Below are 12,783 nucleotides of genomic sequence, written 5' to 3'. Positions count from 1 at the left end.
AATAAATGACAATGCCGTCTGAAAAAGTTTCAGACGGCATTTTTTCTATTTACATATTAAATTTAATATCATATTATCATTGCATCTGTATCAATTTGAATTTTTTAGAATTTCAATATGAAACCCCTAATTTACTATGCTCATTTTGCCCAAGATGAACTCGGCAATCTCTTGCCTTACGAACATTGGCAAACCTTGCAAAACCATTCGGTCAATGTTGGCGAAATGGCGGCGGAGTTTGCCCGCGTATTTGGTGCGCAGGAAATTGCCTACCAGACGGGACAGCTTCATGATTTAGGGAAATATTCGGAAGCCTTTAACCGCCGATTGCATGGCGGCCCAACAGTCGATCATGCTACCGCCGGAGCCAAAATTGCTATCGAGCGTTGGGGAAAAGTTATTGGTAAACTGATGGCGTTTTGCATTGCGGGGCATCATGCAGGGCTGGCAAATGGAAACGGTGAAGGCGATAACCGCCGCACGTTAAAGCAGCGTTTGGCATTGCAATTTGGTGCAGATATTCCCACTCTCGATAATCTGTGGCAACAAGAAATCAAGCTCCCTCAAAACCTATCCGCCCCACCACTCAAAGCCGATGCGCATCATCCTTTTTTCTCCTACGCCTTCTTCACTCGAATGCTCTATTCCTGCTTGGTGGATGCCGATTATCTCGACACAGAAGCCTTTTATTCAAAGCTAGAAAACAAAGTCATCGAGCGCGGCGGTTATCCTGATTTAAACGCCTTACAACACAATTTCAATCAATTTATCAACGCTTTCAGACAACGTATCGCCCAAGCTCCAGAGCAAACTGAAGCCGAAAAACTTAATGCCGCCTTAAACCGCCTGCGCAGCGAGATTCTCGATCATGCCGTAGAACAAGCGACACAAGCGCAAGGGCTGTTTACGCTCACCGTGCCGACCGGCGGCGGAAAAACTTTCACTTCTATGGCATTTGCGCTGGAACACGCCAAACGGCACGGTATGCAGCGCGTGATTTACGTCATCCCGTTCACCAGCATCATCGAACAAAATGCCGCCGAGTTTCGCAAAGCCTTTGGCGAATTGGGAGAACAAGCTGTGTTGGAACACCACAGCACTTTCGACGACGGCAAACTGCAAGGTGAGGCTACCAAAGACAAATTGCGCCTTGCCTCGGAAAACTGGGACGCGCCGATTGTCGTGACCACCGCCGTGCAATTCTTCGAATCTCTCTTCGCCGACCGCTCCTCGCGCTGCCGCAAGCTACACAACATCGCAGGCTCCGTCATCATCCTCGACGAAGCGCAAATGCTGCTGCTCAATCTTTTGCTGCCCATCATGCAAGCCATCAAAGAATTGGCGCAAAACTATCATTGCTCTGTCGTCATGTGCACCGCCACCCAGCCTGCCGTGCAAGCCGAAAACGGCTTCTATCGCGGCTTTGAAAACGTGCGCGAAATAGCCCCAAAACCGACCGCACTTTTCGACAAACTGCGCCGCACCACCGTGCAGCATATCGGCACACAAACCGACGCCGACCTGCTCACCAAACTTGCCGAACACCCGAAAATGCTCGTCATCGTCAATAACCGCCGCCATGCCCGCAGCCTGTACGACCAAGCCAAACACCTTGACGGCACGTTCCACCTGACCACCTTAATGTGCGCCAAACACCGCAGCCAAAAACTCGATGAGATTCGAGGCCGTCTGAAAAACGGCGAACCCTGCCGCGTTATCGCCACCTCCTTAATTGAAGCCGGCGTTGATGTGGATTTTCCGCTGGTAATGCGTGCCGAAGCAGGCTTAGACAGCGTCGCCCAAGCCGCCGGACGCTGTAACCGCGAAGGCAAAAGGCCGTCTGAAAACAGCTTTGTCTGGATATTCGCGCCCGAAGAACAATGGAAAGCCCCGCCTGAACTTGCCGCCCAAGCCGCTGTTATGCGCCTGACCGCCGACAGCTTTTCAGACGACCTCTTATCCACCCAAGCTGTCGCCGCCTATTTCGCCGAGCTTTATCAATTAAAAGGCAGCGAACTGGACAATAAAAAAATCCTGAAAATGCACAACGATACAGGGCAAAGCCTCGATTTCACATTCCAAACCATCGCCGACAAATTCCGCATGATCGAAAGCCATATGCAGCCGCTGATTATTCCGTTCGATGGTGAAGCCGAAAACCTCATCAGCAGCCTGTACCATGCTGATCACATCGGCGGACTGCTACGCAAACTGCAACCCTACACCGTCCAAATCCCCGAAAAAGCCCTCGCCGCTTTATATAAAGCAGGACGTATCGAACCGATTAACGAGAAAAACTTCGGAAAACAGTTTTATACGCTGATCGGGCTAGATTTGTATGACGAAGTGGCGGGGCTTTCTTGGGAGGATTTAGAGTTTTTGAAGGGAGAGAGTTTGGTGTTTTAAGTTTTATTTAACTTCTTTAGAAGTTGATTTTGGTGTTTGCTAGTAATAATATATTACAGAATGCTAATTCGTTGATATTAGAGTAACGAAATAGAACTGATTGGAAAATCTTAACTTAAGGGTAACATTATGAATAACAAAAAATTTTTTCGTGGGTCAACTTGGAGTCAATGGGATTTGCACATTCATACCCCAGCTTCATTTCATTGGAATGGAGAGAAATTCAACGGAGATAAAAAACATGACGATGCTTTAATCGATGAAATGATTCATGCTTTGAATAATGCAGAACCAGAAGTCTTTGCCATTATGGATTATTGGACATTTGACGGATGGTTTAAATTGCAAAATAGGCTAAAAGAACCCGACTCGCCTAAATTGGAAAAAACAGTTTTTCCTGGGATTGAACTCCGGTTAGTAGCTCCTATGGATGGAAGATTAAATGCACATGTTATTTTTTCAGATAAAATAGAAAAACAAATTTTGGATGATTTTAAATCAGCCTTACAAATAGCCCTTATAGATAGACCACTTTCTGATTCAGCATTAATGTATCTTGCAAGACAAACAAGGGAAGATAAGCTAGATAAACATGGGTTTAAGAAAAATGATATTGAGCATGAAAATGACAAAGCTCTAAAGGCAGGCTCTACAATTGCTGAAATCACCATGGAGTCATATAAACAAGCAATTTCTAAAGTTCCGAATAACCAAGCGATTGGATTTATGCCTTTTGATACAAATGATGGATTAGCTGAAGTTAAATGGGCTGATCATTACGCATACGCAATGACTTTATTTCAATCGTCCCCTATTTTTGAGACTCGTGATTTTGATAAAAGATGTGCATTCATTGGAGAAAAAACTGATAAAAATTCAAAATATTTTAATAATTTCCAAAGCGCATTAAAAAATATTCCACGGCTAGCTGTTTCAGGAAGTGATGCTCACTGTTTTATTGGTGAGGCTGGTAATAACGATAAGCGTGGTTATGGTGATTTTCCATCAAATAAGAAAACTTGGATTAAAGCAGAACCAACTTTTAAAGGATTGCAACAAGCGATTTTAGAGCCTGCAAAACGATCTTATATTGGAGAGAAACCGCCTAAGATAAATGAAATTGAATTAAATAAGACTTTTTATATTGATTCTGTTGAGATTAAGAAAACTGGTACAAAATCTGTAGGACAGTGGCTGGATGGCTGTAATATTCCTTTAAATCCTGATTTAACAGCCATTATTGGAAATAAAGGTAGTGGCAAAAGTGCATTGGCTGATGTTATTGCTATGTTAGGAAATTCTAAGCAGTCAAAGCATTTTAGTTTCTTGAAAAGAGATAGATTCTTTGGAAAGTCTGGAGAACCAGCTAACCAATTTACAGGAATACTAACTTGGCATGATGGAGGCAAAGAAACTCGTATTCTTAGTGAATTATCACCAGAAGAAAAGACCGAACGAGTTCGTTATATCCCGCAAGGATATTTTGAAGAACTTTGTAATGAGCATACATCAGGGAAATCAAATGCTTTTGAACGAGAACTTCGGTCTGTCATATTTTCGCACACTAGTGAGGGAATGAGACTTGGAACACTTGATTTTGAACAATTAATAGAAAAGCAGGAGCAATCTCTTAGAAATAAACTAAGTGAATATCGCAAGGATTTATCTAAGGTTAATGAGGAAATTGTTGGGATTGAACAGCAATTAAAACCTGTTGAATTAAACAAACTGAAGGATGTCCTTCAGTTAAAAAATAAACAAATTGAAGAGCATGAAAAACTCAAGCCTATTGAGGTTAGTAAGCCTGAAACTGCTTTAAATCAAGAACAACAAGTTATTGCAAACAACCTTACTCAGGTTAATAACAATATAAATACCTCGCAAACTCGTTTGCAGGAAGTTGTATCTGAAAATACAAGATTGGCTAAACAACAACAGGCATTGTCTGATATTCAAGAACGGTTACGTTTACTTCAACGTTCATTTGACCAAATGAGACAGGAATCAAATGATGATTTAGTTTTACTTGAATTGTCATGGAATGATATTGCGGTATTAGATATTAAAACGTCGGTATTTGATGCAAAAAAAAAGATAATCTCATCTAAACAATCAGAGCTTAAAACTGAGAACGAAAGACTTACAGGAGAAATTGCTAAATTATTAGAAGAGCAAAAAATATATACTGCCAAATTGGATGCTCCGCAGCAGCAATATGAAGAATATCAAAGAAAATTTGCAGAATGGACGCAAAAACTTGATGCTTTAATAGGGTCTCCTACTGAACCTGAAACGAAAATAGGGTTGGAAACAAGGATAAAACAGATTGAACAACTACCTTTAGAGCTTGAAAAACTCCGTGAAAGACGATTGCAGCTATCAAGAGATATTTTTGATACGTTAAATACGCAACGTGAAGAAAGGGAAAAATTATTTAAACCTGTTCAGGATTTAATCCAAGATAATTCTCTAATAAGAGATGACTATAAATTACAGTTTCAGGCAACATTGTCAGCTTCTTCGGATGCAATTGCTAACCCGCTATTTGGATTAATCAAACAAACTTCTGGAGAATTTCGTGGACAAGACGAGGCATTGACCGTTATTAGAACATTATTTGATACCTATAATTTAAATGATAAAGAAGGTGTTACAGGTTTTATAAGTAATCTATTTGAAAAAATGGAAACAGCTTCCAAGGGCAATAATGAAAAAGAAGTTGGTATCTCTAATATATTGAAGAAAGATCAGACTGCTAATGCTGTTTATGATCTGATATTTGGCTTGGAGTTCCTTGAGCCAAGATATTCATTAGTGTTCCAGGATACACAGATAGAACAGCTATCACCAGGACAAAGAGGAGCATTGTTATTAATCTTCTACTTATTGGTGGATAAAGGACAATTGCCGATTATTCTTGATCAACCAGAAGAGAATTTAGATAACGAAACGGTATTCCGCCTATTAGTGCCAGTACTTTCTGAAGCAAAGAAAAAACGCCAAATCATTATGGTTACTCATAACCCTAATTTGGCTGTTGTTTGTGATGCTGAGCAAATTATTTATGCTAATTTTAGTCGTTCGGATAATTTCACAATAAGCTATCAGGCTGGTGCTATTGAAAATGATGAAATCAATAGACGAGTAGTTACGGTATTAGAAGGTACTAAACCAGCCTTTGATAATCGTTCGGGAAAATATTTCTAAAGAGCACTTAATACTGATTTATAAAAAGTGCGGTCAGTTTTCCCGTTGTTTTTTAGGTCGTCTGAAAACTTTTCGCACTTAACCGTGCGTGGATTGAAACTAAAGTAGTTAGATTAGTCAGCTAGTCCGCCCCTTCTTTGCGAAGGGGCGTGTGTACAAAAAGGAGAACCAAATGAACCAAATCCGCCTACAGGTTTGGGGCGATTATGCCTGTTTTACCCGTCCGGAGATGAAGGTGGAGCGGGTTTCTTATGATGTCATCACGCCGTCGGCGGCGCGCGGGATTTTGGCGGCGGTGCATTGGAAGCCGGCGATTCGGTGGGTGATTGACCGGATTTATGTGTTGAAGCCGATTCGGTTTGAGTCGGTGCGGCGCAATGAGTTGGGCGGCAAGATTTCGGCGGGTAAGGTCAGCGGCGCGATGAAGCGTAAGAGCGTTGCCGATTTATATACGCTGATTGAAGACGACCGCCAGCAGCGCGCGGCGACGGTGCTTAAAGACGTGGCGTATGTGATTGAAGCCCATGCGGTGCTGACGGCAAAAGCGGGGGCGGATGAGACGGTTACCAAGCATATTGAGATGTTCAAACGCCGTGCCAAAAAAGGGCAATGCTTTCAGCAGCCTTGTTTGGGCGTGCGTGAATTTCCTGCCGATTTTTCGTTGATTGACGAAGACGAGCCGCTGCCGCTGTCGGCGTTATCGGAAAGCGAGGCAAGCCGCGATTTGGGCTGGATGCTGCATGATATTGATTTTGATCACGGCAACACGCCGCATTTTTTCCGTCCACAAATGAAAGACGGCGTGATTGATGTGCCGCCGTTTTACGCCGAGGAGGTGAAAGCATGATTCTTGCGTCCCTTGTCCGCTATTACCGCCGTTTGGCAGCGGAAAACGATGAAATGGGCAACCCGAAAGTGCCGCCTTATGGTTTTAGCGAGGAGAAAATCGGCTGGATTTTGGTGTTGGATAAAGAAGGCCGTCTGAAAACCGTTGTGCCGAATCTGACTGTCGATAAAAAGCCGCAGCCGAAGCTGATGAGCGTGCCGCGCCCTGAAAAACGCACGTCGGGTATCAAACCGAATTTTTTGTGGGATAAAACCGCCTACGCGCTTGGCGTGGAAGCCAATAAAAACAAAGCCGAAGCGAAAGAAAAACCGTTTACTTCGTCTGAAAAAACCTTTGACGCCTTTAAGCAATACCATCTCGATTTACTGCAAAACAGCGACGATGAAGGCTTGCAAGCCTTGTGCCGTTTTCTGCAAAACTGGCAGCCTGCACATTTTGCTACCGAAAACCTGCCTGCCGAAATGCTCGATGCCAACATCGCATTTTCTCTTGAAAAACCGACCGCACTTATTCATAAACACGAAGCCGCACAAACTTTGTGGGCGGGCTGCCTAAAAAGCGATGAAGCACTCGAGGGCTTGTGCCTGATTAGCGGCGACACCGCTCCGATTGCGCGGCTGCATCCGGCGATTAAAGGCGTGTTTGGCGGGCAAAGCTCCGGCGGCTCGATTATCTCGTTTAACAAAGAAGCCTTTGCCTCCTTTGGCAAGGAGCAAGGCGCAAATGCGCCTGTTTCCGAACAATCCGCGTTTGCCTACACCACTGCGCTGAACTATCTCTTGCGCCGCGAAAATAATCACTGTCTGACCATCGGCGATGCCAGCACGGTCTTTTGGGCGGAGGCGGATGATAACGCCACGGCGCAGGCTGCCGAAGGCTTCTTCGCGCAAGTGTTCACGCCGCCGGATGATGAACAAGAAAGTGCCAAAGTTTTCAACGTGTTGGAACAAATCGGCAAAGGTCGCCCGCTGCAAGAAATTGCGCCCGAACTCTCTCCCAATACCCGTTTTTATATCTTAGGGCTTGCCCCTAATGCCGCACGAATTTCTGTTCGGTTTTGGCTGGATACCGCGTTTGGGCAGTTGGCGGAAAATTTAGCACAGCATTGGCAAGATTTAGCCCTTGAGCCTTGCGCGTGGAAAACGCCGCCGTCTATTTGGCGACTTTTATTGCAAACTGCCGTATTGGGCAAAAGCGAAAATATCTCGCCCGTGCTGGCAGGTGAAATGACCCGTGCCGTGATTTGCGGCACGCCGTATCCCTTGAGTTTGCTGTCGCAACTGATTACCCGAATCCGCGCCGACGGCGAGGTGAACGGACTGCGCGTGGCAATGATTAAAGCCGTATTGCAGCGGAGTTTTAGAAAAGGTTTTATTGAAGAAGGAGTTCCTATGAGTTTGAACAATGAAAGCCCGAATCGTGCCTATCTTTTAGGGCGGCTGTTTGCCGTGTTGGAGCGCATCCAATATCAGGCACTCGGTGAATTAAACGCCGGCATTGCCGATCGCTATTACGGCTCTGCATCCGCCGTGCCGTTTTCCGTTTTCCCGCGCCTTTTGTCGGGTGCAAAACACCATTTATCGCGCTTGCGTAAAGACAAAGCCGGCATGGCGGTGAATTTGGATAAAGATTTGGGCGAAATCATTGCCAAACTGCCCGAAACCTTTCCGCGCCATTTGAGCATTGACGAGCAAGGCCGTTTCGCCATCGGCTATTACCATCAAAAACAAAGCTATTTTGCTAAAAAAGAAACCGCTGAAACCATTGAAAACTAAGGAGCCAGAAAATGTCTGCCATTCAAAACCGCTATGAATTTGTTTACTTTTTTGACGTAACCAACGGCAATCCCAACGGCGACCCCGATGCGGGCAATATGCCGCGTCTTGACCCCGAATCCAGCAAAGGCTTGGTAACTGATGTCTGCCTGAAGCGCAAAATTCGTAATTTTGTAGAAATCAGCAGTGAAAACGAAGCCGGTTACGAAATTTACGTGAAAGAAAAAAGCGTATTAAACCTACAAAACAAACGTGCTTATGAAGCACTCGGCATAGAATCGGAAGCCAAAAAACTGCCCAAAGAGGAAGCCAAAGCCCGCGATATCACCGCGTGGATGTGTAAAAACTTCTTCGATATCCGCACCTTCGGCGCCGTGATGACCACCGAAGTCAACAGCGGACAAGTGCGCGGCCCGGTACAACTGGCGTTCGCCCAATCCATCGACCCGATTGTGCCGCTGGAAGTTTCCATCACCCGTATGGCAGTCACCAACGAAAAAGACTTGGAAAAAGAACGCACTATGGGGCGCAAATACATCGTCCCTTACGCGCTCTATCGCGTGCATGGCTTTATCTCCGCCAACCTTGCCGCCAAAACCGGTTTTTCAGACGACGACTTAGCCAAACTCTGGCAAGCCTTGACGCTGATGTTTGAACATGACCGCTCCGCCGCCCGTGGCGAAATGGCAGCGCGCAAACTGATTGTTTTCAAACACGACAGTGCACTCGGCAGCCAGCCTGCACATAAACTGTTTGACGCCGTGAAAGTCGAACGCGTAAACGGCGAATCAGGTACGCCCGCAAGCGGTTTTGGCGATTACAAAATCAGCGTGGTTTCAGACGGCCTCAATGGCGTGAGTGTGGAAGAGTTACTTTAAAAATACTTAAAAAGATGACCGCACTTTCAACCAAAACCCAAGGGGAAAATCAGGACCTGCGCCTGATTCCCCTTTCCGCCCTGCAACACTACGCCTTTTGCACGCGTCAATGTGCGTTGATTCATAACGAACAGGCGTGGGCGGAGAATTATTTGACCGCGCAGGGCAAAGCGCTACATGAGCGGGTGGATTCGGGCGAGCCGGAAACGCGCAAGGGCGTGCGTTTTGAGCGGACGGTGCATGTGTCAGCGGAGAAACTGGGTATCAGCGGCGTATTGGATTTGGTGGAAGTGGACACGAAAACAGGCCATCTGAAACCTGTGGAATACAAACGCGGCAAGCCCAAACCCGACCCGATGGACGAAATTCAGCTTTGTGCCCAAGGTTTGTGTTTGGAAGAAATGACGGGGCAAACCGTCTCTGAGGGCGCGCTGTGGTATATGCAAACCCGCCACCGCATCCCCGTCGTGTTTTCAGACGACCTGCGCGCCCAAACACGCGCCACCATCGCTGCTGTGCGTGAACTTCTAAACAGCGGCCAAACCCCGCCGCCCAACTACGGCAAACGCTGCAAAGCCTGCTCACTGGTGGAGATTTGCCAGCCGGAGTTGTTGGGGAAACGGGATAGGAGCGTGGGGTATGTGGAGGGGTTGTTTGGGGAGTGAATTCTGTGGTTATTAGAAGTGAAAATAACTGTTTAGTAGGAGTATGTATGAAAATCTATATTGATGAATCAGGTAATAGTGGGGATCTTGTTCAGAGAAAAATTGATTTAACATTTTCAAATCAGAATATTTTTACACTTTCAGCTGTGAAAATACCTGAAGATGTATATTCTAAACTAGAAAATGAATTTATTCCTGAGTTGAAGAAAAAATATAAAATTCAAAGTGGTGAAATAAAATCTTCAAACTTATTTGATAAAAAACCAAAAGTAATTTTAGAGATTGTAGATTTTATCAAAGATAATAATATTGACTATTTTATAGAAATAACCGACAAAAAATATTATATATGCAATTCAATGGTTATTCATCAGGTAATTCCTCCATATTTTATACCAAGAGAAGAAGAGTTGAATGGAGAGTTGCAAGTATTACGCGAAATATATATGGATACTCTCGTCAGAAATATAGGTGAGTCTGAGTATCAATGCTTCTTCGAAGCATGTAAAAATATTAATGAAGAATCTCTATTAAATTCGTTTAATACCCTGAAAGAATTCTTTTCTACAAAAGTTGAAGAAGAAAAAGATTTATACTTAAAAGGTATTTTTCAAGGCATTGTAAATGATGTTGGTGTATCTATAGAAGATTATTTTGATATTAAAGAGAAAGAAGGCTTAAATAATGCAGTAAGAAAGTTTATTCCTATTCCAGATGAAAATAAAAAAGGGCAGTTAACTTATTTATTACCACAAATTTCATCACTTACCAACCTTGTGGCTAGAGTTAACTATTTTAATGGTAACCTTGAAGATATTAATTTCATACATGACCAGCAGGTTCATTTTGATGATATGTTATCTTACAATGTTCAAAAGATGTTGGATGTAGGAGAAACAGGATATAAGTTTACAAATTCAAATTTTAATATTAAAAAACCAATTAATATTACTTTCGATACCGATTCAAAGAATAATGTAGGAATTCAAATTGCAGATATTCTTTCTGGATTTACAATGAGATATATGCAAAAAAGATTTAAAAATGAAGATATGGATAGTATCTATCATGAAATATTTGAAAATATAGAATATAACAAGAACTTATCAACCATTAATTATATGATTGGAATTTCTGGTTTTGTAAAACTAAACAAGGGATATACGCGAAGTATTGAAATTAGTGATGAAGCAAAAAACATGGAAAATGAATATATTCAATATTTAGTTTTTCAGCATATGAAAAATGAAATGCTTAATCTAACCTACAGATAATTTTCAGGTAGCCCACCCCTGTTAAACATCTCCAAACTGCGTTCAAACCCTAAGGAGTTTTCCCCATGCGCAAACTGCAAAACACCCTCTATATCACCACCCAAGGCAGCTATCTGCATAAGGAGCGGGAGACGCTGGTGGTGGAGCAGGAGCGCAAGAAGGTGGCGCAATTGCCGGTGCATTCTATCGGGCATATTTTCTGTTTTGGGAATGTGTTGGTGTCGCCGTTTCTGCTGGGGTTTTGCGGCGAAAATAATGTGAATTTGGCATTTTTTACCGAAAACGGACGTTTCTTGGGACGGCTTCAGGGGCGGCAGAGTGGCAATGTGCTACTGCGTCGGGCGCAGTATCGGGTGTCGGAGCAAAATCCCGTGCCGATTGCGCGCAATATCATTGCGGCGAAGATTCAGGCGAGTAAGCGGGTGCTTCAGCGGCAGATTCGCAATTATGGCGAGAATGCGACGATTCAAAGTGCGGTTGATGCTTTGAATATTTCGCTGCGGCAGTTGAAGGGCGCGGCGGAGCTGGACGTAGTGCGCGGTATTGAAGGCGATGCGGCGGCGCGTTATTTCGGCGTATTCGGGCAGCTTTTGAGCGAAAAAAGCGGCTTTACTTTTGACGGACGCAACCGCCGTCCGCCCAGAGACGGGGTGAATGCGCTGTTGTCGTTTGTGTACAGTATTTTAGGCAAGGACATCAGCGGCGCGCTGCAAGGCGTGGGGCTGGATCCGCAGGTAGGCTTTCTGCACGCCGACCGGCCGGGGCGCGACAGTTTGGCGCAGGATATTTTGGAAGAATTCCGCGCATGGTGGGCAGACAGGTTGGTGTTGTCGCTGATTAACCGCGGGCAAATCAAACCGCAGGATTTTGTTACCGAGGCAAGCGGTGCGGTAAGCTTAAAAGCGGAGGCGCGTAAGCTTTTGTTCCAAACCTTGCAGGCGAAAAAGCAGGAGAAAATCGTGCATCCGTTTTTGGGCGAGGAAGTGGAAATCGGGCTACTGCCGCATATTCAGGCCATGCTGTTGGCGCGGCACTTGCGCGGGGATTTGGCGGAATATCCGCCGTTTTTGATGAGATAGGTTTGCAGGTCGTCTGAAAACGGGTTGGATGTTTTCAGACGACGACCTCTAAAGCAGCCTGCACATGGGAATACAAAATGCTGATGCTGATTACTTACGATATTTCGCTGGAAGACGCGGAAGGACCGGCAAGGCTGCGGCGCGTGGCGAAATTGTGTCTGGACTACGGCGTGCGCGTGCAGTATTCGGTGTTCGAATGCGACATCACGCCCGACCAGTGGGTTGTTTTAAAAGACAAACTTTTGAAAACCTACAACCCCGAAACCGACAGCCTGCGCTTTTATCATTTAGGCAGCAAATGGCGGCGCAAAGTGGAACATCACGGCGCGAAACCGGCGGTGGATGTGTTTAAGGATACGTTGATTGTGTGAATCGCCAACCTGCGGTTCTCATGAAAATGCGGCAGGGTTGGCGAATTGGGATTGTTCTTTAACAATCAGGATATTGCGAATGCGGGTATAACGGAAAAGGCTGTGTTATACTCGCGTTCACGCTTTTCTTGGGGGCTTAGCGAAATCGGGGCTACGAAACCTGATGGAGCAAGGCTTTTGAGAGAGGCCCAGCCGCCTTCGGGCGGCTGTGTGTTGAAACATGTCGGTGCTCAATGGTGGAAGTATGCTGACAGCAGCCGCCTTCGGGCGGCTGTGTGTTG

9 protein-coding genes are annotated in these 12,783 nt (G+C 44.9%); all 9 read left to right on the top strand.

Going from position 1 to position 12,783, the window contains the following annotated elements; all coding sequences use genetic code 11:
• Window positions 1–117 precede the first annotated feature (117 nt).
• The 9 genes from HMPREF3047_RS10665 (at window position 118) to cas2 (ending at window position 12,502) form a co-directional block, all read left to right on the top strand.
• Entirely contained in the window at window positions 118–2,406 is a 2,289-nt protein-coding gene (locus HMPREF3047_RS10665; RefSeq protein WP_070714184.1) for a CRISPR-associated helicase/endonuclease Cas3, read from the top strand.
• 129 nt (window positions 2,407–2,535) lie between these two features.
• Complete coding sequence (locus HMPREF3047_RS10660) at window positions 2,536–5,613, top strand: TrlF family AAA-like ATPase (RefSeq protein ID WP_070714181.1); 3,078 nt, start codon at window positions 2,536–2,538, stop codon at window positions 5,611–5,613.
• A gap of 172 nt (window positions 5,614–5,785) precedes the next feature.
• Window positions 5,786–6,460 (top strand): type I-C CRISPR-associated protein Cas5c, encoded by a 675-nt coding sequence (gene cas5c / locus HMPREF3047_RS10655; protein ID WP_070714178.1) that lies wholly within the window; start codon window positions 5,786–5,788, stop codon window positions 6,458–6,460.
• Entirely contained in the window at window positions 6,457–8,235 is a 1,779-nt protein-coding gene (gene cas8c / locus HMPREF3047_RS10650) for a type I-C CRISPR-associated protein Cas8c/Csd1 (RefSeq protein ID WP_070714175.1), read from the top strand. The genes cas5c and cas8c overlap by 4 nt, the downstream gene beginning before the upstream one ends.
• A gap of 11 nt (window positions 8,236–8,246) precedes the next feature.
• Entirely contained in the window at window positions 8,247–9,113 is an 867-nt protein-coding gene (cas7c, locus tag HMPREF3047_RS10645; RefSeq protein ID WP_070714172.1) for a type I-C CRISPR-associated protein Cas7/Csd2, read from the top strand.
• A 14-nt stretch (window positions 9,114–9,127) separates the two neighbouring features.
• Window positions 9,128–9,778 carry a CRISPR-associated protein Cas4 gene (gene cas4, locus HMPREF3047_RS10640; protein ID WP_070714169.1) on the top strand — a complete coding sequence of 217 codons (651 nt, stop codon included), beginning with the start codon at window positions 9,128–9,130 and terminating at the stop codon, window positions 9,776–9,778.
• A 47-nt stretch (window positions 9,779–9,825) separates the two neighbouring features.
• Window positions 9,826–11,052, top strand: coding sequence for a DUF3800 domain-containing protein (locus HMPREF3047_RS10635; protein ID WP_070714166.1), 1,227 nt, complete (start codon window positions 9,826–9,828; stop codon window positions 11,050–11,052).
• A gap of 65 nt (window positions 11,053–11,117) precedes the next feature.
• A complete protein-coding gene (gene cas1c / locus HMPREF3047_RS10630) occupies window positions 11,118–12,131 on the top strand; it encodes a type I-C CRISPR-associated endonuclease Cas1c (RefSeq protein ID WP_070714162.1) in 1,014 nt (337 codons plus the stop codon).
• 77 nt (window positions 12,132–12,208) lie between these two features.
• Window positions 12,209–12,502: a CRISPR-associated endonuclease Cas2 gene (cas2, locus tag HMPREF3047_RS10625; protein ID WP_070714160.1), complete on the top strand. Its 294-nt coding sequence runs from the start codon at window positions 12,209–12,211 to the stop codon at window positions 12,500–12,502.
• Window positions 12,503–12,783: the final 281 nt, after the last annotated feature.

Origin of the sequence: Neisseria sp. HMSC075C10 (assembly GCF_001815615.1) — a bacterium.
In the GTDB taxonomy this organism is placed as follows: domain Bacteria; phylum Pseudomonadota; class Gammaproteobacteria; order Burkholderiales; family Neisseriaceae; genus Neisseria; species Neisseria subflava_A.
This window is presented reverse-complemented; position numbering and strand designations above follow the sequence as displayed.

Coding starts and splice junctions, on each gene's coding strand:
- HMPREF3047_RS10665 (WP_070714184.1), top strand. CDS start 118: ATGAAACCCCTAATTTACTATGCTCATTTTGCCCAAGATGAACTCGGC.
- HMPREF3047_RS10660 (WP_070714181.1), top strand. CDS start 2,536: ATGAATAACAAAAAATTTTTTCGTGGGTCAACTTGGAGTCAATGGGAT.
- cas5c (WP_070714178.1), top strand. CDS start 5,786: ATGAACCAAATCCGCCTACAGGTTTGGGGCGATTATGCCTGTTTTACC.
- cas8c (WP_070714175.1), top strand. CDS start 6,457: ATGATTCTTGCGTCCCTTGTCCGCTATTACCGCCGTTTGGCAGCGGAA.
- cas7c (WP_070714172.1), top strand. CDS start 8,247: ATGTCTGCCATTCAAAACCGCTATGAATTTGTTTACTTTTTTGACGTA.
- cas4 (WP_070714169.1), top strand. CDS start 9,128: ATGACCGCACTTTCAACCAAAACCCAAGGGGAAAATCAGGACCTGCGC.
- HMPREF3047_RS10635 (WP_070714166.1), top strand. CDS start 9,826: ATGAAAATCTATATTGATGAATCAGGTAATAGTGGGGATCTTGTTCAG.
- cas1c (WP_070714162.1), top strand. CDS start 11,118: ATGCGCAAACTGCAAAACACCCTCTATATCACCACCCAAGGCAGCTAT.
- cas2 (WP_070714160.1), top strand. CDS start 12,209: ATGCTGATGCTGATTACTTACGATATTTCGCTGGAAGACGCGGAAGGA.